This window comes from Rehaibacterium terrae, assembly GCF_014202935.1.
In the GTDB taxonomy this organism is placed as follows: Bacteria; Pseudomonadota; Gammaproteobacteria; order Xanthomonadales; family Xanthomonadaceae; genus Rehaibacterium; species Rehaibacterium terrae.
On sequence record NZ_JACHHX010000010.1, the window covers coordinates 53,353 to 75,395 of the forward strand.

Here is a 22,043-nt window from a genome sequence, read left to right on the forward strand (position 1 = left end):
TCAGGCCTCGACTTCCTCGGCGGCTTCCTCGCCGATCACCAGGTCCGGCACGAAGATCTCGCGCAGCTTGGCTTCCAGCTCGGCGGCGGCGGCAGGATTGTCCTTCAGCCACTGGCGGGCGTTCTCCTTGCCTTGGCCGATGCGCTCGCCGTTGTAGCCGTACCAGGCGCCGGACTTTTCCACCAGCTTGGCATTGACGCCCATCTCGATCAGCTCGCCTTCGCGGCTGATGCCCTCGCCGTAGAGGATCTCGGTGACGATCTGCTTGAACGGCGGTGCCAGCTTGTTCTTGACGACCTTGATCTTGGTCTGGTTGCCGATGATCTCGTCACCCTTCTTGACGCTGCCGATACGGCGGATGTCCAGACGCACCGAGGCGTAGAACTTGAGCGCGTTGCCGCCGGTGGTGGTCTCCGGGCTCTGGCCCGGCATCATCACGCCGATCTTCATGCGCAGCTGGTTGATGAAGATCACCAGACAGTTGGAGCGCTTGATGTTGCCGGTGAGCTTGCGCAGCGCCTGGCTCATCAGGCGCGCCTGCAGGCCGGGAAGCTGGTCACCCATCTCGCCCTCGATCTCGGCCTTGGGCGTGAGCGCGGCGACCGAGTCCACCACCACCATGTCCACCGCACCCGAGCGCACCAGCATGTCGGCGATTTCCAGCGCCTGCTCGCCGGTGTCCGGCTGCGAAACCAGCAGGTCGTCGACGTTGACGCCGAGCTTCTGCGCGTAGACCGGATCGAGTGCGTGCTCGGCATCGACGAAGGCGGCGGTGCCACCGGCCTTCTGGCACTGTGCGATGGCCTGCAGGGTGAGCGTGGTCTTGCCCGAGGACTCCGGACCGTAGATCTCGACGACGCGGCCTTTTGGCAGGCCACCGATGCCGAGCGCGATATCCAGCATCAGCGAACCGGTGCTGATCACCTCGGCGGCCTCGGCGGTGCGGTCGCCCATGCGCATCACCGCGCCTTTGCCGAACTGCTTCTCGATCTGGCTCAGGGCGGCGGCAAGCGCGCGCTTCTTGTTCTCGTCCATGGTCGTGTCCTCGGTGGAATGCGGGGGAACGGGATCAGTTTACGGGCGGAAAGTCGCAGCGGCTGAGACGCCACGACGCGGGTTCGAGACTGACGCCGGCGCCGGCCGCGCGGGATCGGCGGATGCCGGCCTGGCGGGTCGGAAAAACACCCGGTGGGGCCGCCTCACGGCTCACCGGCTGGGCCTCACCAGACCGCAGTACAGGCCCTCGATGGCGAAGTCCTGGCCGGGCAGCACCTCGATCGGGGCGTGGTCTGGATTGCGCGGCAGCAGACGGATGCGGTCCTTGCCGATCTTGAGCAGCTTGACGGTGATCTCGTCGTCGATGCGGGCGACCACGATCTGCCCGGAGCGGGCATCGCGGGTGCGGTGCACGCCGATCAGGTCGCCGTCGAGGATGCCCTCGTCGCGCATCGAATCGCCCTTGACCTGCAGCAGGTAGTCCGGAGACGGCATGAACAGCGCGCGGTCGAGCAGCACCATCCGCTCCAGGCCGATGTCGGCGCCGATCGGCTGGCCCGCCGCCACCTGCCCGAGTACCGGCAGATGCAGGGCCTCGCCGCTGGCCACCGCCGAGGCCGGGGCGTCGTTACCGTGCGATGCCGGCGATTCATCCACGCCCAGTTCGGCCAGCCCGGCCTCGGTCAGGCGCAGGCCGCGTGCCCGCCCGGGCACACGCTCGATGGCACCGGCCTGGGCGAGGGCGTCGAGGTGGTACTGCGCGGCGCGCACGCTGGAAAAACCCATCGCCCGCGCCAGCTCGGTCTGCGAGGGCGGCATGCCCTCGGCCTCGATGCGCTCGGCGATCAGGGCGAGCATGGCGCGCTGGGTGTCGGTGATCCGCATGGCAGGCTCCGGCGGGGCTGTTGGTAGCAATACTACTAACTCGATTCGAGCCATGCAATGGGGGGCCGGGAAAGAGCATCGAGGCATCGTCATTCCCGCAAGGTGGGACCGAGCGTAGCCAAGGCGTAGCCGCGAAGCGGCCGAGTCCGGCGCCTCTCGTGGTGAGGTCCGGCCATGTCCCGGGCGGTGCTTCCGCCGCGCCTCACGCGACCGTGTCGAGCAGCCCCCGCAGCGCCGCAGCCACGGTCTGCCGGCGCACCGCCTCGCGGTCGCCATCGAAATGGAACAGTTCGGCGACCGGATAGCCGCCGCGCCGCTTCCAGCCGATCCAGACCGTGCCGACCGGCTTGTCCGGGGTGCCGCCACCGGGGCCGGCGATCCCGGTCACCGCCACCGCCACGCTCGCGCCGGAATGGATCAAGGCCCCGGACACCATCTCCAGCACCGTCTCGCGGCTGACCGCGCCGTGCTCCATGAGCGTCTCCGGCCGCACGCCGAGCAGCGCCTGCTTGGCCTCGTAGCTGTACGCGGCCAGCCCGCAGTCGAACCAGTCCGAACAGCCGGGTATGTCGGTGATGGTCTTGGCGATCCAGCCGCCGGTGCAGCTCTCGGCGGTGACCAGCATCAGGTGGTGCGCCTTGAGCGTGCGACCGACCCGCTCGGCCAGCGCATGCAGGGTGGTGTCGTCGGGAACGGTGGCGGCATCCATGCCGCTAGAATACCCGGCCCTGCCCCTGTCCGATGCCCCGCGGATGTCCGCCGCCGACGTCAGTCAGCACACCCCGCTCATGCGCCAGTACTTCGCCGCCAAGGCGGAGCATCCGGACATCCTGCTGTTCTTCCGCATGGGCGACTTCTACGAGCTGTTCTACGACGACGCACGGCGTGCGGCGAAGCTGCTCGACATCACCCTGACCCAGCGCGGGGTTTCCGCCGGCCAGCCGATCCCGATGGCCGGCGTGCCGGTGCATGCCGTGGAGGGCTATCTGGCCCGGCTGGTGGCATTGGGCGAGTCGGTGGCGATCTGCGAGCAGATCGGCGACCCCGCCACCAGCAAGGGACTGGTCGAACGCAAGGTGGTGCGCATCGTCACGCCCGGCACGGTCACCGACGAGGCGCTGCTGGAGGAGCGCCGCGACACGCTGCTGATGGCGGTGGCCCGCGGCAGGACCGGCTACGGGCTGGCCTGGGCGGACCTGTCCGGCGGGCGCTTCCTGGTGAGTGAAGTCGCCGACGAGGACATGCTGGCCGCCGAACTGGCGCGGCTGGAGCCGGCCGAACTGCTGCTGCCCGACGAGGACGGCTGGCCGGCGTTCCTGACCTCGCGCAATGGCCTGCGCCGGCGCGGGCCGTGGCACTTCGACGCCGATGGCGGCCGACGCCAGTTGCTCCGTTTCTTCGGCACCCACGACCTCACCGCCTACGGCGTCGAGGACCGGCCGCTGGCGATCGCCGCTGCTGGCGCGCTGCTCGGCTATCTGGAGGAAACCCAGAAGCAGCGGCTGCCGCACCTGAACTCGCTCGCGCTCGAGTCGGCCGAGGACACCATCGCGATGAACGCGGCCACCCGCCGCCACCTGGAACTCGACAGCCGCATCGACGGCCGCAGCGAGCACACGCTGGTCGGGGTGCTCGACAGCACCGTCACGCCGATGGGCGGCCGTCTGCTGCGACGCTGGCTGCACCGTCCGCTGCGCGACCGCCGCATCCTCGGCGAGCGGCACCAGGCAGTGGAGACGCTGCTCGATGCGCGCGCGTTCGAACCCCTGCGCGAAGCCTTTCGCGGGCTGGGCGACGTCGAGCGCATCCTCAGCCGCGTCGCCTTGCGCTCGGCGCGGCCGCGCGATCTGTCCACCCTGCGCGACGCGTTGGCGATGCTGCCGGCGCTGCGCGCCACGCTGACACCGCTGGATTCGCCGCGCCTGCACGCGCTGGCCGGCGAGCTCGGCGAGCACGCCGACACCACCGCCCTGCTCGCCACGGCGATCGTGCCGCAGCCGCCGGTGCTGCTGCGCGACGGCGGCGTGATCGCCGACGGTCATGACGCCGAACTGGACGAACTGCGCCGGCTGAGCACGCACGCCGACCAGTTCCTGACCGAGCTGGAGGCCCGCGAGCGCGAGGCCACCGGCATCGCCACGCTCAAGGTCGGCTACAACCGCGTCCACGGCTACTACATCGAGATCAGCAAGGCCCAGGCCGAGCGCGCCCCGGCACACTACACGCGCCGGCAGACGCTGAGCAACGCCGAGCGCTACATCACCGAGGAGCTCAAGGGCTTCGAGGACAAGGTGCTCAGCGCCCGCGAGCGCGCTCTGGCGCGCGAGCGGCTGCTGTGGGAGCAGCTGCTCGATGCACTCAACGCCGTGCTGCCGCCGCTCAAGCGCTGTGCCGCCGCGCTGGCCGAGCTGGACGTGCTGGCCGGCTTCGCCGAGCGCGCGCAGGCACTGGACTGGTCGCGTCCGGCCTTGTCCGACGAACCGGGCATCCACATCGAACGCGGCCGCCATCCGGTGGTCGAGGCGGTGCGCAGCGAGCCGTTCGAGCCCAACGACCTGGTCCTCGACGAACAGCGCCGCATGCTGGTCATCACCGGCCCGAACATGGGTGGCAAGAGCACGTACATGCGCCAGAACGCGCTGATCGTGCTGCTCGCGCATATCGGCAGCTTCGTGCCGGCGACGCGCGCACGGATCGGCCCGATCGACCGCATCCTCACCCGCATCGGCGCCGGCGACGACCTCGCCCGCGGCCAGTCCACCTTCATGGTCGAGATGAGCGAGACCGCCTACATCCTCCACCACGCCAGCGAACACTCGCTGGTGCTGATGGACGAGATCGGCCGCGGCACCTCCACCTATGACGGCCTGGCGCTGGCCAAGGCCTGCGCGCTGCAACTGGCGCGCGGCAACCGCGCGTACACGCTGTTCGCCACCCACTACTTCGAGCTGACCGCGCTGGCCGAGCCCGGCAGCGGCATCGCCAATGTCCATCTCGATGCGGTCGAGCACGGCGACAGGCTGGTGTTCATGCACGCGGTGAAGGATGGCCCGGCCAATCGCAGCTTCGGTCTGCAGGTGGCGGCGCTGGCGGGGCTGCCGCGCGCGGTGGTGAGCGATGCGCGGCGCTACCTCGCCGAACTGGAACAGCGCGGCGCGGGCGTGCCGGACACCTCGCCGCAGGCGCTCGACGCGCCGCAACAGATGGGCCTGTTCGCCGGTCCGGCGCCGGCGCTGGAAGCGCTGGCCGCCATCGATCCGGACCAACTCACCCCCCGGCAGGCGCTGGAGGCGCTGTACCGCCTGCGCAGCCTGCTCTGACCGGTGATCGCGCCATCAGGCTTGCGCTGTGCAGCCACCGGCCATGCCGGCATTCCATAGCCGGAAGATATCGAAATCGTAGACACATTCGATTTCACTTCGCGACCGCTGCGGACTAGGGTGGACTGGCGGCGCGGCACGCACCGCGATCATCCATCGCACCCACAGGAGGGATCGCCATGTCTACTGAGAGCAAATGCCCGTTCCGGCATGCCGCCGGCCACGGCCCGACGATCGAGGACTGGTGGCCGAACCGTTTGCGGGTCGATCTGCTGCACCAGCACTCGTCCCGGTCCGACCCGATGGGGCCGGACTTCGACTACGCCGAAGCCTTCGAGCGGCTGGACTACCAGGCATTGAAGCAGGACCTGCGCGCGCTGATGACGCAGTCGCAGGACTGGTGGCCGGCCGACTTCGGCCACTATGGCGGCCTGATGATCCGCATGGCCTGGCACGCCGCCGGCACCTACCGCATCGGCGACGGCCGAGGCGGCGGAGGCCGCGGCCAGCAGCGCTTCGCCCCACTCAACAGCTGGCCGGACAACGCCAACCTGGACAAGGCGCGGCGACTGCTGTGGCCGATCAAGCGCAAATACGGCGCAAGCATCTCCTGGGCCGACCTGATGATCCTGGCCGGCAACGTGGCCCTGGAGTCGATGGGCTTCAAGACCCTGGGCTTCGGCGGCGGCCGCGCCGACACCTGGGAACCGGACCGCGACGTGTACTGGGGCGCCGAAGGCGCCTGGCTGGAGGACAGGCGCTACTCGGGCGAGCGCGAGCTGGAGAACCCGCTGGCCGCGGTCCAGATGGGCCTGATCTACGTCAACCCGGAAGGCCCGAACGGCAACCCGGACCCGGTCGCGGCCGCCAAGGACATCCGCGACACCTTCGGCCGGATGGCGATGGACGACGAGGAGACCGTGGCCCTGATCGCCGGTGGCCACACCTTCGGCAAGGCACATGGCGCCGGTGATCCGGCGCTGGTCGGACCAGCCCCGGAGGCGGCGCCGATCGAGGCCCAGGGGCTGGGCTGGATCAGCCGGCACGGCAGCGGCAAGGGCCCCGACACCATCACCGGCGGCCCGGAAGTCACCTGGAGCCAGACGCCGACGCAGTGGAGCAACCACTTCCTCGAGAACCTGTTCAAGTACGAGTGGGAGCTGACCAAGAGCCCGGCCGGCGCCTACCAGTGGGTGGCCAAGGACGCGCCGGAGATCATCCCCGACGCCTTCGACCCCAACAGGAAGCACAAGCCGACGATGCTGACCACGGACCTGACGCTGCGCTTCGATCCGGCCTTCGAGAAGATCTCGCGCCGCTTCCTGGAGCATCCGGACGAGTTCGCCCAGGCCTTTGCCCGCGCCTGGTTCAAGCTCACCCACCGTGACATGGGCCCGAAGTCGCGCTACCTGGGTCCGGAGGTGCCGGAGGAAGACTTCATCTGGCAGGACCCGGTGCCCGTCGTCGATCATCCGCTGGTCGATGCCAAGGACATCGCTGCGCTCAAGGCAAGGGTGTTGGCCTCGGGCCTGTCGATCAGCGATCTGGTCTCCACCGCCTGGGCCTCGGCCTCGACCTTCCGCGGCTCGGACAAGCGCGGCGGTGCCAACGGCGCCCGCATCCGGCTCGCGCCGCAGAAGGACTGGGAAGTCAACCAGCCGGGCCGGCTGGCCAAGGTGCTGCAGACACTGGAGGGCATCCGCGCCGAGTTCGACGCCCAAGCCGGGGGCGGCAAGAAGATCTCGCTCGCCGACCTGATCGTGCTGGCCGGCTGCGCCGGCGTCGAGGAGGCGGCCCGACGGGCGGGGGTGGCCATCACCGTGCCGTTCACCCCCGGCCGCACCGACGCCTCGCAGGCGCAGACCGATGCCGCCTCGTTCGCCCCGCTCGAACCGCTCGCCGACGGCTTCCGCAACTACTGCAAGGCGGGCGTGACGGTACCGGCCGAGCACCTGCTGATCGACAAGGCCCAGCTGCTGACCCTGACCGCGCCCGAGATGACCGTGCTGGTCGGCGGCCTGCGCGTGCTCGGCACCAATGCCGACGGCAGTCGCCACGGCGTGTTCAGCGAGCGCGTGGGCACGCTGAGCAACGACTTCTTCGTCCACCTGCTGGACAACGACCTGGAATGGAGGCCGACCTCGGAGGCGGCACAGGTCTTCGAAGGTCGCGACCGCCGCAGCGGCCAGGTGAAGTGGACCGGCACCCGGGTCGACCTGGCGTTCGGCTCCAATTCCGAGCTGCGGGCGCTGGCCGAGGTGTATGCCTGCGCCGATGCCGGGGAGAAGTTCGTGCGCGACTTCGTGGCGGCCTGGGACAAGGTGATGAACCTGGACCGCTTCGACCTGCGCCGCAAGCGCGCCTGAGGGCCGTCACAGTCCGGGCCCGGGGCCTCGATCCCCCCGGGCCCGGGTTCCGGCTCAGGCGGCGTTGTCCACCGCCAGGGCGGCCTCCGCCGCTGTCAGCGCCTGGGCCAGATCCGCCCACAGGTCCTCGACGTGCTCGATGCCCACGCTCAAGCGCAGCATCCCGGGCGTGATGCCGCAGCCGGCCTTGGCACCCTCCTCCACCACCCGGTGGGTCAGGCCGGACGGATGCTGGATCAGGCTGTCGACCGAGCCGAGGCTGACCGCCGGGGTCACCAACCGCACCGCACGCATCAGCGCAGCGGCAGCGGCGTAGCCGGCGCGCAGCTCGAACGCGATCAGCGCGCCGGGGCCCTGCATCTGGCTGCGCGCGAGGTGGGCGTTCTTCACCGTGCCCAGTCCCGGATAGAAGACCCGGGCGACCGCCGGATGCGCAGCCAGACGCTCGGCCAGCACCTGCGCATTGGCTTGGGCGCGTTCCACCCGCAGCCCCAGCGTAGGCAGACCGCGGTGCAGCAGGTAGGCGGCCAGCGGGTGCAGCAGCGCGCCGGTGGCGGCGCGTACCTGGCGCAGCGGCCGGGCGCGATCCTCGCTGCAGCAGATCACGCCGGCGATCACGTCGCCGTGGCCGCCAAGGAACTTGGTGGCGCTGTGCAGCACGTAGGTCGCGCCCAGTTCGAACGGCCGCTGCAGCACCGGCGTGGCGAAGGTCGAATCGACCAGTACCGGCACCTCGCCGGCCGCCGTCGCGACGGCACGGACATCGACCAGATCGAGGGTCGGATTGGCCGGCGTCTCGATGATCACCAGCGCGGTGTCCGGGCGGATCTTCGCGGCGATCTCGTCCGGCTGCACGAACTCGGCCCGGATACCGGCCAGTCCGCAGGCGAGCAGATGATCGGAGGTGCCGTAAAGCGGCCGCACCACCAACACGTGACCGCCGCGCGTGCGCGCCGCCAGCAGCATCGCGGTCAGTGCCGCCATGCCCGAACCGAAGGCCACGCAGGCCTCGGTCCCTTCCAGTCGCGCCAGCGCCTGCTCGACGCGCGCGACCGTGGGGTTGTGCAGGCGGGCGTAGATCGGGTTGGCGGCCGCGGCCTCGCCCGCGACCAGTGCGTCGAAGCTGGCGGTACCGACCTGAAGGTCGGCAACCGGATAGGTGGTCGACAGGTCGATCGGCGGCGCATGGACGCCGAGGTCCGGGAAGTCCTCGCGGCCGGCATGGACGGCAAGCGTGTCGAAGCGATGCATTTCGCACTCCGTTCCAGAAACTCAGCCGATGCTAGAAGCTTCTGCGGATGATAGATTGCATGCCGAACAAGATTTCCTGATCGAGGGTTCCCGTGGACCTGGACCGAATCGACTTCGCCCTCCTGCGGCTGCTGCGGAAGAATGCCCGGATGCCGAACAAGGCGCTGGCCGAACGGGTGGGCATCGCGCCGTCCACGGCGCTGGAACGGGTGCGGCGGTTGCGCGAGGCGCGGGCCATCGAGGGCTACCACGCCGAAATCGCCCCGGCCGCGGTCGGCATCGGCCTGCAGGCGCTGGTGGCGGTGCGGCTGGCGCGGCATTCGCGCGAGCTGGTCGACGGCTTCCACGACCATCTGCTGCGGCTGCCGGAAGTGCTGGCCTTCTACCATCTCGCCGGCGCCGACGACTTCCTGGTGCATGTCGGCGTGCGCGACGCGGAGCATCTGCGCGACTTCGCCCTGACCGCCTTCACCGAACGCCCCGAAGTGGCCCACATCGAGACGCGGCTGATCTTCGAATTCCGGCGCAATCCCGAGCTGCCGGTGTACCGCCGCGCCGAGGCGTGAGCCGCGCCGGCTTCACTGCGGGAACCACGGCGGCAGCTTGCCCTTGCCGCCATCCTTGAGCGCGCGGATTTGCCGGCGCGACTTCTTGTCCGGCCGTGTGGCCGGCGCGGCCAGCCCGGCGCCCGACAGCCGGCGCTGTTCGCGCTCGGCCTGGCGGCGTGCGCGGGAGGCTTCGCTTTCGCTGTAGAGCCGTTGCGCCAGCGGCGCCGGGCCGCGCTGCTCGCTGAGGCCGAGCACCTCGATCTCGTAGCGCTCGCCGGCGCGATTGACGACCAGCCGGTCACCCACCCGCACCGGCTTGGCGGGCTTGCCGCCGACGCCGTTGAGCTCGACCTTGCCACCCTCGACGGCCTGCTTGGCGAGGCTCCGGGTCTTGAAGAAGCGCGCGGCCCAGAGCCAGACATCCAGACGGACGGCGGCGGACGTGGAATCGTTCATCGGCGGCGGAACCCGGGCGAGACGGACTGGTGGAGCTGGGCGTGGATTGTCTCAAGTCCTGCCCCGACGTGCCGATACCGGAACAACGCAACCCGCCGGACCGCCATGTCGAACGCCGCCCCGCGCCTGACTCCCGTCACGCCCGTCCCCCCGCAGGATCTGCACGACATCCTGCAGGAGTGGAGTCAGCTCATCACCGCATTGGCCAGCCTGATCCGCGAGAACGTCGAGGGCCTGCTGCCGGCCGTGTTCGGGCTGGCCAACCTGGCCAACCGGGCCAACGAGGCCCAGATCGACGCCGTCGGCCAGGCCCGCGAGGCCGAGGCCTCGCTGCGCGACCGCGCCTTTGCCCTGCGCGCCGCGCTGGCACCGCTGGCGCATGAGGTCGCCGCCCGCAAGGCCGACGCCAAACGCCAGTGCGTGCTCACCGAACGTGCCCGCGCGCTGCGCGCGCAGGCGCCCGAAGGCTCCGAGCTGGCCGACTTTCTCGACAGCCTGGTCGCCCATGACGACGCCGTGCTCCCCGCCGCGCGCCGATTGTGCGAAACCGCCGAACGCACCGTGTTCGGCGTGCAGCACGCGCTCGACGCGCTCGATGCCGATCTCAGCCAAACCCACCAGCAACTGCACGACGACAGCGAGCAGCTGCAGGCCGCCGCCGCCCGCGTGCGGCAGTTCGCCGAGTCGAGCAAGCAGGCGATCGACCAACTGATCCTGAAGCTGCAGTTCCAGGACCGCACCGACCAGATCCTGTCGCACCTGAAGACCGACTTCGAAAGCCTGAGCCGGTTGCTCAGCACCCTGGGCGAACAGCAGTTCGACGCCCGCGCCTGGCGCGAGGAGCGCACCCGCCGCTTCACCACCATCGAAGAACGCAGCGGCGGCCAGGCATTGAGCACCGACAGCGGCGATATCGAGTTGTTCTGAGAGCCGGGACCGGGAACAAGCATCACACCGTCGTCATTCCCGCGAAAGCGGGAACCGGATGACTTGGCGACCGGCGCAAGCGTGCCATCCGGCGCTTTCGCGGCGACGAGGCGGCGTCGGCCGACGCCGCCTCGCATTCGGGATGCCGTCAGCCTTCGCCGGCGATCAGCCGGCTGGTGCGGGCGATGAAGGCGGCCGGATCGTCGAGCGCCCCGCCCTCGGCCAGTTGCGCCTGCTCCAGCAGCAGCCAACCCAGATCCGCGGCACGGGCGTCGTCGCTCTCGCCGGCCAGCCGCTTCACCAGCGCGTGTGACGGGTTGATCTCGAGGATCGGCCGGGCGGCCGGGATGTCGTGGCCGGCGGCCCTGAGCAGCCGCTGCATGTGCAGGGCCATGTCGTGCTCGTCGAGCACGACGCAGGACGGCGAGGTGGTCAGGCGCGCGGACACGCGCACGTCCCTCACCGCGTCGCCGAGGATGCCCTTGAGCCGCGCCACGACCCCTTCGGCCTCCTTGGCCGCCTGCTCGCGCGCCGCCCGGTCGGCGGACTCGCCAAGCTCGTCCAGGTCGAGCTCGCCCTTGGCGACATTGCGCAGGCGCTTGCCGGCGTACTCGTGCAGGTAACCCGAAATCCATTCGTCGATGCGCTCATGCATCAGCAGCACCTCGACGCCGCGCGCCTTGAGCGCCTCCAGCTGAGGGCTGTTGCGGGCTGCATTCCAGCCATCGGCGGTGAGGTAGTAGATGTCCTCCTGCCCGGCCGCCATGCGGCCGATGTACTCGTCCAGCGACACCAGCTGCCCGGGGCTTTCGCTGCGGGTGGAGGCAAAGCGCAGCAGCTTGAGCACACGCTCGCGGTTGCCGGCGTCCTCGGCCACGCCCTCCTTCAGCGTGGCGCCGAACTCGCGCCAGAAGCCGGCGTACTTCTCCGGCTCGTCCCTGGCCAGCCTGTCGAGCAGGTCGAGCACGCGACGGGTCAGCGCGCCCTTGATGCGCTCGACCTGGCGGCTTTCCTGCAGGATCTCGCGGCTGACATTGAGCGGCAGATCGTCGGAATCGACCACGCCGCGCACGAAGCGCAAATAAGCCGGCAGCATCTGCGCGCTGGCGTCCATGATGAAGACGCGCTTGATGTAGAGCTTGAGCCCCTTGCGTTCGTCGCGGGAGAACTGGAAGTCGAACGGCGCCCGCGCCGGCACGTACAGCAGACAGGTGAAGTTCTGATTGCCCTCGACGCGATGATGCGCCCACGCCAGCGCCTCGCCGAAATCATGCGCCACGTGCTTGTAGAAGCTCTGATAGTCGCTGTCGGTCAGCTCGTTCTTCGGCCGCATCCACAGCGCCGAAGCCTGGTTGACCGTCTCCATTTCGTCGCTGTCCGGCTTGCGCATGCGGATCGGGAATCCGATGTGGTCCGAGTAGGTCCGGATCAGCGAGCGAAGCTTCCACTCGTCGAGGTAGCCGTCCTCGCCCTCGCGCAGATGCAGCGTGACGGTGGTGCCCCGCGGCGCGTCTTCCGGGCCTTCGGAGACGGTGAACTGGCCGTCGCCGGTCGATTCCCACACGAACGCCTCGGACGCACCGGCCTTGCGCGAGGTCACCGTCACCCGGTCGGCGACGATGAAGGCCGAATAGAAGCCGACACCGAACTGGCCGATCAGGCTCAGATCGGCCTTCCGCCCTTCGGCGATGGCCTCCAGAAACCTGCGCGTGCCCGAGCGCGCCACCGTGCCCAGGTTCTCGATCAGTTCCTGCTTGCTCATGCCGATGCCGGTATCGCGCACGCTCAGGGTGCGGGCCGCCTTGTCGGCATGGATCTCGATCTTCAGGCCGGGCTCGTCGCCGTACAGCCCCGGATCCTGCAGCGCCTCGAAGCGCAGCTTGTCGCAGGCGTCGGAGGCATTGGACACCAGCTCGCGCAGGAAGATGTCCTTGTTCGAGTACATCGAATGGATGACGAGCTGCAGCACCTGCTGCACCTCGGCCTGGAAATGATGGGTTTCGGTCGCAGTCATCGCTCGATCCCTGGTCGATGGGCGGATGCGGCGGAGATGGTGTGCGCGGCCGGCGCTTTCAAGCGCCCACGGGACCGGCGCTGGGCAGGGGCCGGCGTGCTCGTCGGCGATCCGCGCCTGCCTCCCACGGTCGGTCGCCCTTCCGCAGTTGCGCTTCGCTTCGCTCACTGTGGCCAGCTCACGGGAGGACTTGCACCTCCAAGAGTGCGCCCGTGCCGGGCGCACAAAAACGAACGGCCGGCGGGTCGCCCGCCGGCCGTCATCGAACGCGTCACGTCCGGATCATCCGGATTACTTGACCACTTCCAGCAGCTCGACCTCGAACACCAGCGTCTGGTTGGGGCCGATCGGGCCCGGCGTGCCGCGATCGCCGTAGGCCAGGTTGCCGGGAATCCAGAACTTGTATTTGGCACCGACCGGCATCAACTGCACGCCCTCGGTCCAGCCCGGGATGACCTGGTTGAGCGCGAACTGCGCCGGCTGGCCGCGATCGTACGAGCTGTCGAACTTGGTGCCGTCCAGCAGCGTGCCGGCGTAGTGCACCCGCACGGTGTCGGTGGCAGTCGGCCTGGGACCGTTGCCTTGGCGGATCACCTGATACTGCAGCCCCGAAGCGGTGGTCTGTACGCCCGGCTTGTCCTTGTTGGCGGCAAGGAAAGCCTCGCCTTCGCGCAGGTTCTTCTCCGCCAGCGCCTGCTGCTCGGCGGCCTGCTTCTGCTGCAGCTTCTGCATGAAGGCGGCGCGCACGGCCTCGCCTTCCTCATCGGTCATCAGCGGCTTGCCGCCGGCGAGCACGGTCTGGATCGCCTGCGCCAGCACGGCCGGATCCAGCTCGTCCCGGATCGGCGTCAGCGAGCGGGCGACATCCATGCCGACCATGTAGCTGACCTTGTCTTTTTCGGTTTCCAGCTTGTCCTTGGCGAACGCGGTACCGGCAGCGAGGGCGGCGGTCACGGCCAGCGCCGTCGCGCTGTGACGCAGAAACGACTTCATGTGGGGAATTCTCCTGGGGATGGGCGCCGGTATCCGCCCGGCGCGGGCGTGATGTATTGTCGCGGTCCGCATCGACCGGAGCAAACGCAGACGGATTGGACGCCGCCGCGCGGCACCGGTCCCGCGCCGCCCACGCCGGGTTCAGGCGCCGGTCGGTTACGACTCGAAAACCCGCGGACGGGCATGGCGTGCCCGACCCGCGATCGGCCACCGGCCACCGACCGGCGGCCCGCACAGAGCCGGGAGAATCCCCGGGCCTCAGGACCCGGGGGCCGGCGCCGCCAGCAGGCGCTCGATCTCGCCGACCAGCCCGGCGTCGTCGGGCGCGGTGCGGCTGCCGAAGCTGCCCACCACCCGGCCCTCGCGGTCGATCAGGTACTTGTGGAAATTCCAGGCCGGCGCCTGACCGGTTTCGGCCGCCAGCCGCCGGTACAGGGCCGTGGCCTCGCGGCCTTTGACATGCACCTTCTCGAACATCGGGAACTTCACGCCATAGGTGAGCGTGCAGAACTCCCGGATTTCCTCTTCGGTTCCCGGCTCCTGGCCCATGAAGTCGTTGGAGGGGAATCCCACGACCGAGAAGCCGCGATCGCGGTACTTCTGGTGCAGGGCTTCCAGGCCCTCGTACTGCGGCGTGAAGCCACACTTGCTGGCGGTGTTGACCACCAGCAGCACCTGGCCGGCGAAGCGTTCGGCCAGGTTCACCCGCTCCTGGCCGGCCAGCGGCCGGTATTCGAGGTCGAGCAGCGTCCCGCCAGCGAGCGCCGGGGAGGCGGCCAACAGCCCGACCACCATGGAAAAAACCATTTTTTTCAATGAGCTGCGCATTTTCGTGTCCTGCTGGGTCGAAGGGATGCGGGATCCGCGAAGCGGGCCATGACTTCAGTTTGCCTGCCTGGACGTGCAGAGGGTGTTGACCGAAGCCGTTTAGGTGTTATACTTACATACAACACCGGCTCGCACAGACAGCGATCGGCGTATCCCCGAGGGAGAAAGCCATGCACACCCGCCCCACAAGCATCCTGGCCGCCCTGGTCGCCATCGCCGCCTTCGCGGTCGTTGCCGTCCTGACCGGCGGCCGGCCGGTGGTCGGCGCCGCCTCCGGTGGCACCGAACCTTCCGACAGCGTACTGGAAACCGTGGAGCTTGCCCGCGAGCGGCTCGGGCAGGTCGAACTGCGCGGCCGTCAGAGCCTGCGCCTGCAGCTGACCATGCCCTATTTCTCGTTCGGCGGCCGGCAACCGCGCCAGGAGACCTGATCCATGACCGTCACCTGGAACGACACCACGCCGATCTACCTGCAACTGAAGGAGCGCGTGGTCGCGATGATCCTCGACGGGGTGCTCAAGCCCGGCGATGCCCTGCCCTCGGTGCGGCAGGTCGCGGCCGATTTCCAGCTGAACCCGATCACCGTCTCCCGCGCCTATCAGGAGCTGGTGGACGAATCACTGGTCGAGAAACGAAGGGGACTGGGCATGTACGTCAACGACGGCGCACGCGAGAAACTGCTCTCCAGCGAGCGCGAACGCTTCCTGCACGAGGAATGGCCGATGGTGGTCGAGCGCATCCGGCGCCTCGGCCTGCGCATGGACGAGCTGGTGCAAGCGGCCGAACGGGCCGGGGAGAAGGCGTGATGAGCGCCGTCGTCTCCGCCCGCGGCCTGAGCAAGCGCTACCGGAACAAGATCGCGCTGGACCGCGTCGATTTCGACATCGCGCCCGGCCGCATCCTCGGCCTGATCGGCCCCAACGGCGCCGGCAAGACCACCGCGCTCAAGGCGATCCTCGGGCTGATCCCCTTCGAGGGCGAGCTCAAGGTGCTCGGTTACGACCCGCGCACGCAGCGCGACGCGCTGATGCGCGAGGTCTGCTTCATCGCCGATGTCGCCGTGCTGCCGCGCTGGATGCGCGTGTGGCAGGCCATCGAGTTCGTCGAGGGCGTGCACCCGAAGTTCGACCGCAGCAAGTGCGAGGCCTTCCTCTCCCACACCCAGGTCAAGCCGCACCTGAGGGTAAAGGAGCTGTCCAAGGGCATGATCGTGCAGTTGCACCTGGCGCTGGTGATGGCGATCGACGCCCGGCTGCTGGTGCTCGACGAGCCCACGCTGGGGCTGGACATCCTCTACCGCAAGCAGTTCTACCAGAACCTGCTCGAGGACTACTTCGACCACGACAAGACGATCATCGTCACCACCCACCAGGTCGAGGAGATCGAGCACATCCTCACCGACCTGATGTTCATCCGCGACGGCAGGATCTCGCTGTCGGCGACGATGGACGAAATCGGCGAACGCTTCACCGAGGTGATGGTGCCGCCCGACAAGGCCGAGGCCGCCCGCGCGCTGGCACCGCTCGACGAGCGCCAGGTGTTCGGCAAGTCGGTCTTCCTGTTCGACGGCGTCGAGCGCGCGCGGCTGTCCGCCCTCGGCGAGCTGCGCACCCCCGGCATCGCCGACCTGTTCGTCGCCACCATGAAGGGAGCCTACGCATGAACACCTTCCCCACCCTGCTCAAGCGCGAATACTGGGAGCATCGTGGCGGCTTCCTGTGGGCGCCGGTGATCGCCGGCGGCATCTTCCTCGTCTTCCTGCTGATGGCGATGCTGGTCGGTCAGGCCGGCATGTCCGAGATCAACATCCAGATCGGCGCGCTGCGGCTGAGCGAAATCACCCAGAACCTCGACCCGGCCGCCCGCGCCCGTATCGGCGCCGGCATCGACGTCACGCTGCTCACCGTCGCCGGGCAGATCGGCATCGTGGTCGGCATCGTGGTGTTCTTCTACTGCCTGGCCTGCCTGTACGACGAGCGCCGCGACCGCAGCGTGCTGTTCTGGAAGTCGCTGCCGGTCTCCGACCGCGACACCGTGCTGTCGAAGGTCGTCAGCGCGCTGCTGGTCGCTCCGCTGATCGGCGTGGCCGCCGGCATCGCCACCGGCATCGGCATGCTGCTTCTGCTCGGCGTCTATCTCGCCTTCCACGGCGCCAACGTGTTCGGCCTGCTGTTCGGCGCGGCCAGTCCGCTCAAAGTGGCGACGATGCTGCTGGCGCTGGTACCGCTGCACGCGGTGTGGGCGCTGCCCACGGTCGGCTGGCTGATGCTGTGCTCGGTCTGGGCGCGCTCCAAGCCGTTCCTGTGGGCGATCGCGATCCCGGTCGGCGCCGGCATCCTGGTGAGCTGGTTCGACCTGATGCGCACGCTGTCCCTGCCGGACGGCTGGTTCTGGCGCGACGTGGTCGCCCGCCTGCTGCTGAGCGTGATCCCGGGCAGCTGGCTGCCGCTCGGCAAACTGGAGGACATCAGCATCCGAGGCCCCGAGGATTTCATGCGACTGACCTCGCTGGGCAACGTCTACCAGCTGATGCTCGAGCCTTCGCTGTGGATCTGGGCGGCGATCGGCGCCGGCATGATCCTGCTCGCCATCCGCCTGCGCCGCTGGCGCGACGAAGGCTGAGCCCCGGCGTCCCCTTCCATCGGATACGAGGACACGCACACATGCGCACGCTCTACGCCCTTCCGCTGCTGCTCCTGACGGCGACCGCCGCGCAGGCCCGCGACTGCCGCTTCGAGGCTCCGCGCGACCTGCAACTGGACCTGGCCGGCGTCTCCACCCTGATCGTCGAACTCGGCCGTCACGAGATCCGGCTGACCGGTGCCGGCGATGGCGACGGCATGGTGCGCGGCCGGGCCTGCGCCTCCGCGCAGGACTACCTCGACGACCTGCAGATCGTGCAGGAGCGCCAGGGCGACCGCCTCGTGCTGCGCGCCGAGCACCGCAAGCCGGACCGCAAGGTGTTCGTGCTGTTCGGCAAGCATTACGAGTACCTGACCATGGACGTGCGGGTGCCGGAGCGTCTCACGGTCGAGTTGCAGGTCGGCTCGGGCGACGCCTGGATCGAAGGCGTGGCCGCGCTCGACACGACCATCGGCTCGGGCGACGTCGAGGTGCGCCGTATCGCCGGCGAGCTGCAGGCGCGGGTCGGCTCCGGCGACCTGGAAGCCCGCGACGTCGGCAGCCTGCGGCTGCGCTCGGTCGGCTCGGGCGACGTCACCGTCGAGCGCATCCGCGGCGACGCCAGCGTCGGCAGCATCGGCTCGGGCGACGTGGCCCTGCGCGAGGTCGGGGGCAACGTCGAGGTCGGCTCGATCGGTTCCGGCGATCTGGTGCTGCGCGGCGTACGCGGCAGCGTGAGCGTGGACTCGCTCGGCTCGGGCGACATCTCCGCCCGCGACGTGGACGGGGACTTCAGGCTGCGCAGCAAGGGCAGCGGCGACGTCTCGCTCGCCGGCATCGGCGGCCAGACGCTGTTGCCGCGCAAGCGGTGAGATCCGGAAACCGGAAAGAGCATCGAACCCTGGCCGTCCCGGCGCAAGCCGGGATGACCGCGAAGACGCAACGGCGGCCGGATGGCTCCCGGTTGACCAAGGTCAAGCCGTTCCGCGCCGTCACGGGCCACCCTTGGGTGGCCCGTTTCCATGTCCCGCATCCCGCATGTCGCGCGCCTGGACCCATGACGCCATCGCCCGCATCGAGGCCGACTTCCGGCGCTCGGCCGACACCCACCTGATCCGGCTCGACCTGCCGGCCTTCCCAGGCATCCCGCTCTACCTCAAGGACGAGAGCGTCCACCCGACCGGCAGCCTCAAGCACCGGCTGGCCCGTTCGCTGTTCCTCTACGGCCTGTGCAACGGCTGGATCCGCGAGGACCGCCCGGTCATCGAGGCCTCCAGCGGCAGCACCGCGGTGTCCGAGGCCTACTTCGCCCGCCTGCTCGGCCTGCGCTTCATCGCGGTGATGCCGGAGAGCACCTCGCGCGAGAAGATGGCGCGCATCGCCTTCTACGGCGGCGAGTGCCACACCGTGCCGGGTCCGGGTGTCGCCAGCGAGGCGCGGCGACTGGCCGCGGCGCTCGGCGGCCACTTCATGGACCAGTTCACCTACGCCGAGCGCGCCACCGACTGGCGTGGCAACAACAACATCGCCGAATCGCTGTATCACCAGCTCGGCGCCGAGCCCGACCCCTGCCCGCGCTGGCTGGTGGTGTCGGCCGGCACCGGCGGCACCGCCGCCACCATCGGCCGTTACATCCGCTATGCCGCCTGTCGCAACGAATGCACGCGGCTGTGTGTGGTCGATCCGGAACATTCGGTGTTCTTCGACGCCTTCCGCACTGGCCGGCGCGACCTGCGCATCGACGCCGCCTCGCGCATCGAGGGCATCGGCCGGCCGATCGTCGAGCCATCCTTCGTGCCCGAGGTGATCGACCGCATGATCCGCGTGCCCGACGCCGCCAGTCTGGCGGCGCTGCGCACCATCGAGCGTCTGCTCGGCCGCCGCTGCGGCGGCTCCACCGGCACCAACTTCGTCGGCGCACTGCGGCTGATGACGGAGCTGCGCGAACGCGGCGAACGCGGGCCGGTGGTCACGCTGATCTGCGATGGCGGTGAGCGTTATCTCGACACCTGCTACAACCCCGACTGGATCGCCGCGCACGGGCTGGACCTTGCGCCCTGGCAGGCCCTGTTCGAGCGGGTGCTGCTCGGCGCCCCGTGGTCGCCGCCGGTCGCGCTCGACGAGGCCGGCGACGCGCTCGCGGCGTGTCACTCCCCGTTGTCCAGCGAGGCCCGGTGCTCGACCTTGATCAGGTAGAGATTGCGCAGGTAGATGAACAGGCCCGAGGCCTGGCCGACGATGAACACCGGATCGGCGCGGTGGATGGCATAGGACAGCAGCACCGCACTGCCGGCCAGGCTGAAGTACCAGAACGCCTTGGGCACGATGCTGCGGCGCGCCCGCTCCGAGGCCAGCCACTGGATGATGAAGCGGGCCGAGAACAGCGCCTGGCCGAGGAAGCCGATCATGATCCAGACGGTGGCGTCCTTCATGGCGATGCCTCCTCGGCAGCCGGGTACTCGCGCACGACGGTGCGCCGGGAGCGCCGGATCAACCAGCCCACGCCGCGCAGATCGGCCAGCCCCACCCACAACCGCCCCAGGTTGGTGTAGTTCGAGCGTCCGGCGGTGCGTGGACGGTGGTTGACCGGAACGCTCACCGTCTTCCAGCCGGCACGCTGCATCAGCGCCGGCAGGTAGCGGTGCATGTGGTCGAAATACGGCAGGTCGATGAAGGCCTCGCGCTCGAACAGCTTGATCCCGCAGCCGGTATCCGGCGTGTCGTCGCGCAGCAGCCGGCGACGCACGGCGTTGGCGATGCGCGAGCCGAGCCGTTTGCCCAGCGAGTCGCGTCGCTGCACGCGCCAGCCGGCGAAGAGTTTGACCTCGGCGGGCGCATTCGCGCGCGCGTCGAGCAGCCTGGGAATGTCGGCGGGATCATTCTGGCCGTCGCCATCGAGTGTCACCACCCAGGCCGCCCGCGCGGCCTTCACGCCGTTGCGGATGGCCGTGCTCTGCCCGCTCTGCGTCTGGTGGGCCAATACGCGAAGCTCGGGTGTCCGGCGTTGCAGACGGCGCAGCTCGGCGAGCGTGCCGTCATGGCTGGCATCGTCGACGTAGACGATCTCGAAGGCGAGCCGACCGCGCAGGGCGGCGAGGATTTCATCGATCAGGGGGGCGATGTTGGCCTGTTCGTTGTGAACCGGCACCACCACGCTCAGAACGGGACATTGCTCCATGTCGGGTCCATGGGTAAGGGAAGACTGGAAGGGCGCACTCCGCTCGTCCGGTCAGTGTCCGACGGCAGGCAACGCGATGCCAGTGGTCGCCGCACCGGCCGGCACCGGCTGCCAGATGCCGGGCGAATGTTCGGCGAGCGCGATGTCCGGGCAAGCACGCTGTGGGTCCGGCGCTCCCGGCGTGGACGATACCACCAGCAGGGCATCGGGATGGGCGCGCAGATCGCGGCACAGCTCCTCGCGTGGATCGAACCCCGCCGCGCCCGGCGTGGGCCGGCGGTCGACCTGCTCGACCGGGACGCCGGCATACAGGCGCAGGCCGTAGTGCGCCGGCATGCCGACGAACAGGATGCGGTCCGGCGGACGCACCCCGGCGAGCAGGCGCTCGGCCTCGGCGCGGGCGTCCTTGTGGCTGGGGATCTGCGTGCTCGCGGCCTTCACCAGCAGCACCAGCAAAACCCAGACCGGCAGGGCGATCCGCCAGAACGGCTCGCGGGCCGGGGCGATCGAGGGCGCGAAGCGGCGCGCGAGCAGCAGGCTGATCGGCACCGCCAGCGGCAGCACGTAGAGGAACAGGCGCGAGCGGGCGACGAAGAACACGCACAGCGGCAGCAGCGTCCACAGCAGCAGGAAGGCACGGTCGCGATCCTCGGCCAGCCAGCGCCGCCAGGCCGACGGCCGCCAGGCCATGCGCAACGTGCGCAGCCAGCCCAGATCGACCAGTCCCCATGGAAACACGGCCAGAAACAGGACCGGCAGATACACCTTGGCCGCGCCATACCACTGCGCGTTGCGGTCGTGCACCGGCGTGAACACCCGGTCGAACAGCTCGTAACCGAGAAAGTAACCGAGCAGGACGGGGCGCTGGACGACGATCCAGACGAACCAGCCCAGGCCGGTCACGGCGAACACCGGCAAAGCCGCGGGAGGGAACAGGTGCCGCAGTCCCTGGCGGCCTTCCACCGCCAGCGTCCAGACCGCCATCGGCAGCAGCGGCAGCAGGCCCGGTGGTCCCTTGGTCAGGAAGGCCAAGCCGAAAGCCAGCCCCATCAGGAGCTGCCAGCGCAACGGCCGCGCCGCCTCGCGCGACCGCAGCCAGGCCAGCACCGCCAGCGTCTCGAACAACACCAGGAACCCGTCGGTGCTGACCACGTTGGCCGCCAGCACGGCCAGCAGCGAGCTGCCCCACAGCAGCGCCGGCAGCCACGGCCGCTCGGGCACGAAGTGCCGGCCCAGTGCGTACACCAGCAGGCCGGTGAGCACGAAGGCCAAGGCATAAGGAAGGCGCACCGCCCAGGCATTTCGACCGAACGCCGCCACGCTGGCGGCGATGATCCAGTAAGTCAGCGGCGGCTTGGTGTAATGCTCGTGGTGGTCGTTCAGGCGCGGCACCAGAAAATCGCCGCTGTCGAGCATCTGCAGCGCCACCGCCGTGTAGCGGCCCTCGTCCGACTCCCACAGCGGGCGCGTGCCCTGGAAGGCGAAACCGAGCAGACACAGCATCGCCAGCAGCCAGAGCAGCGCCTGCCGCCCGGAGGGCGCGGGCCTTCGTGACCGGGCGATGCACTCGATGGGCCGGAAGGAATGTGCCATGCGCAGGAAAGGTCGGCCGGTGCCGCCGGGAGGGGTGCCGGAAGGATCGTTTCCGGGCTGTCGGAA

General features: G+C 69.4%; 21 protein-coding genes. 10 read left to right on the forward strand and 11 right to left on the reverse strand.

Going from position 1 to position 22,043, the window contains the following annotated elements; genetic code table 11:
- From recA to HNQ58_RS08205, 3 genes are all read right to left on the reverse strand, one after another.
- Positions 1 to 1,035 carry a recombinase RecA gene (recA, locus tag HNQ58_RS08195; RefSeq protein WP_183948418.1) on the reverse strand — a complete coding sequence of 345 codons (1,035 nt, stop codon included), beginning with the start codon at positions 1,033 to 1,035 and terminating at the stop codon, positions 1 to 3.
- A gap of 171 nt (positions 1,036 to 1,206) precedes the next feature.
- Positions 1,207 to 1,881: a transcriptional repressor LexA gene (gene lexA, locus HNQ58_RS08200; RefSeq protein ID WP_183948419.1), complete on the reverse strand. Its 675-nt coding sequence runs from the start codon at positions 1,879 to 1,881 to the stop codon at positions 1,207 to 1,209.
- Between the two features lie 202 nt (positions 1,882 to 2,083).
- The gene (locus tag HNQ58_RS08205; protein ID WP_183948420.1) at positions 2,084 to 2,590 is read right to left on the reverse strand and encodes a CinA family protein; all 507 of its coding nucleotides are present in this window, start codon (positions 2,588 to 2,590) and stop codon (positions 2,084 to 2,086) included.
- Positions 2,591 to 2,633: 43 nt separating this feature from the next.
- Here HNQ58_RS08205 and mutS point away from each other — a divergent pair, with 43 nt between their 5' ends.
- Both mutS and katG read left to right on the forward strand, forming a co-directional pair.
- A complete protein-coding gene (mutS, locus tag HNQ58_RS08210; RefSeq protein ID WP_246417209.1) occupies positions 2,634 to 5,201 on the forward strand; it encodes a DNA mismatch repair protein MutS in 2,568 nt (855 codons plus the stop codon).
- A gap of 179 nt (positions 5,202 to 5,380) precedes the next feature.
- The gene (katG, locus tag HNQ58_RS08215; RefSeq protein ID WP_183948421.1) at positions 5,381 to 7,567 is read left to right on the forward strand and encodes a catalase/peroxidase HPI; all 2,187 of its coding nucleotides are present in this window, start codon (positions 5,381 to 5,383) and stop codon (positions 7,565 to 7,567) included.
- A 54-nt stretch (positions 7,568 to 7,621) separates the two neighbouring features.
- On the opposite strand, the gene HNQ58_RS08220 is transcribed toward katG, so the two are convergent.
- Positions 7,622 to 8,818 carry a trans-sulfuration enzyme family protein gene (locus tag HNQ58_RS08220; protein ID WP_183948422.1) on the reverse strand — a complete coding sequence of 399 codons (1,197 nt, stop codon included), beginning with the start codon at positions 8,816 to 8,818 and terminating at the stop codon, positions 7,622 to 7,624.
- 92 nt (positions 8,819 to 8,910) lie between these two features.
- Here HNQ58_RS08220 and HNQ58_RS08225 point away from each other — a divergent pair, with 92 nt between their 5' ends.
- Entirely contained in the window at positions 8,911 to 9,384 is a 474-nt protein-coding gene (locus tag HNQ58_RS08225; RefSeq protein ID WP_183948423.1) for an AsnC family transcriptional regulator, read from the forward strand.
- A gap of 12 nt (positions 9,385 to 9,396) precedes the next feature.
- On the opposite strand, the gene HNQ58_RS08230 is transcribed toward HNQ58_RS08225, so the two are convergent.
- Entirely contained in the window at positions 9,397 to 9,822 is a 426-nt protein-coding gene (locus HNQ58_RS08230; protein ID WP_183948424.1) for an RNA-binding S4 domain-containing protein, read from the reverse strand.
- A 105-nt stretch (positions 9,823 to 9,927) separates the two neighbouring features.
- On the opposite strand from HNQ58_RS08230, the gene HNQ58_RS08235 reads away from it, so the two are divergent.
- Entirely contained in the window at positions 9,928 to 10,749 is an 822-nt protein-coding gene (locus tag HNQ58_RS08235; RefSeq protein WP_183948425.1) for a hypothetical protein, read from the forward strand.
- A gap of 148 nt (positions 10,750 to 10,897) precedes the next feature.
- Here HNQ58_RS08235 and htpG read toward each other — a convergent pair whose 3' ends face one another.
- From htpG to HNQ58_RS08250, 3 genes are all read right to left on the reverse strand, one after another.
- Positions 10,898 to 12,763, reverse strand: coding sequence for a molecular chaperone HtpG (gene htpG, locus HNQ58_RS08240; protein WP_183948426.1), 1,866 nt, complete (start codon positions 12,761 to 12,763; stop codon positions 10,898 to 10,900).
- Between the two features lie 291 nt (positions 12,764 to 13,054).
- A complete protein-coding gene (gene bamJ, locus HNQ58_RS08245) occupies positions 13,055 to 13,756 on the reverse strand; it encodes a BamJ family beta-barrel-assembly machinery protein (RefSeq protein ID WP_183948427.1) in 702 nt (233 codons plus the stop codon).
- 258 nt (positions 13,757 to 14,014) lie between these two features.
- On the reverse strand, positions 14,015 to 14,584 hold the full coding sequence (locus HNQ58_RS08250; protein ID WP_409617992.1) for a glutathione peroxidase: 570 nt from the start codon (positions 14,582 to 14,584) through the stop codon (positions 14,015 to 14,017).
- 170 nt (positions 14,585 to 14,754) lie between these two features.
- On the opposite strand from HNQ58_RS08250, the gene HNQ58_RS08255 reads away from it, so the two are divergent.
- The 6 genes from HNQ58_RS08255 to HNQ58_RS08280 all read left to right on the forward strand — a co-directional run bounded on the left by HNQ58_RS08255 (position 14,755) and on the right by HNQ58_RS08280 (position 19,402).
- Positions 14,755 to 15,015 (forward strand): hypothetical protein, encoded by a 261-nt coding sequence (locus tag HNQ58_RS08255; RefSeq protein WP_183948428.1) that lies wholly within the window; start codon positions 14,755 to 14,757, stop codon positions 15,013 to 15,015.
- 3 nt (positions 15,016 to 15,018) lie between these two features.
- The gene (locus HNQ58_RS08260; RefSeq protein ID WP_183948429.1) at positions 15,019 to 15,390 is read left to right on the forward strand and encodes a GntR family transcriptional regulator; all 372 of its coding nucleotides are present in this window, start codon (positions 15,019 to 15,021) and stop codon (positions 15,388 to 15,390) included.
- Complete coding sequence (locus tag HNQ58_RS08265) at positions 15,390 to 16,247, forward strand: ABC transporter ATP-binding protein (RefSeq protein WP_183948430.1); 858 nt, start codon at positions 15,390 to 15,392, stop codon at positions 16,245 to 16,247. The genes HNQ58_RS08260 and HNQ58_RS08265 overlap by 1 nt, the downstream gene beginning before the upstream one ends.
- A complete protein-coding gene (locus HNQ58_RS08270) occupies positions 16,244 to 17,206 on the forward strand; it encodes a hypothetical protein (protein ID WP_183948431.1) in 963 nt (320 codons plus the stop codon). The genes HNQ58_RS08265 and HNQ58_RS08270 overlap by 4 nt, the downstream gene beginning before the upstream one ends.
- Before the next feature lie 41 nt (positions 17,207 to 17,247).
- Positions 17,248 to 18,078, forward strand: coding sequence for a DUF4097 family beta strand repeat-containing protein (locus HNQ58_RS08275; protein WP_183948432.1), 831 nt, complete (start codon positions 17,248 to 17,250; stop codon positions 18,076 to 18,078).
- 166 nt (positions 18,079 to 18,244) lie between these two features.
- A complete protein-coding gene (locus tag HNQ58_RS08280; protein WP_183948433.1) occupies positions 18,245 to 19,402 on the forward strand; it encodes a pyridoxal-phosphate dependent enzyme in 1,158 nt (385 codons plus the stop codon).
- On the opposite strand, the gene HNQ58_RS08285 is transcribed toward HNQ58_RS08280, so the two are convergent.
- The 3 genes from HNQ58_RS08285 to HNQ58_RS08295 are packed head-to-tail and all read right to left on the reverse strand — an operon-like array spanning position 19,354 to position 21,977.
- The gene (locus HNQ58_RS08285) at positions 19,354 to 19,638 is read right to left on the reverse strand and encodes a lipid-A-disaccharide synthase N-terminal domain-containing protein (RefSeq protein WP_183948434.1); all 285 of its coding nucleotides are present in this window, start codon (positions 19,636 to 19,638) and stop codon (positions 19,354 to 19,356) included. The genes HNQ58_RS08280 and HNQ58_RS08285 overlap by 49 nt on opposite strands.
- Positions 19,635 to 20,384, reverse strand: coding sequence for a glycosyltransferase family 2 protein (locus HNQ58_RS08290; RefSeq protein WP_183948435.1), 750 nt, complete (start codon positions 20,382 to 20,384; stop codon positions 19,635 to 19,637). The genes HNQ58_RS08285 and HNQ58_RS08290 overlap by 4 nt, the downstream gene beginning before the upstream one ends.
- 51 nt (positions 20,385 to 20,435) lie before the next feature.
- The gene (locus HNQ58_RS08295; protein WP_183948436.1) at positions 20,436 to 21,977 is read right to left on the reverse strand and encodes an ArnT family glycosyltransferase; all 1,542 of its coding nucleotides are present in this window, start codon (positions 21,975 to 21,977) and stop codon (positions 20,436 to 20,438) included.
- Positions 21,978 to 22,043 lie beyond the last annotated feature (66 nt).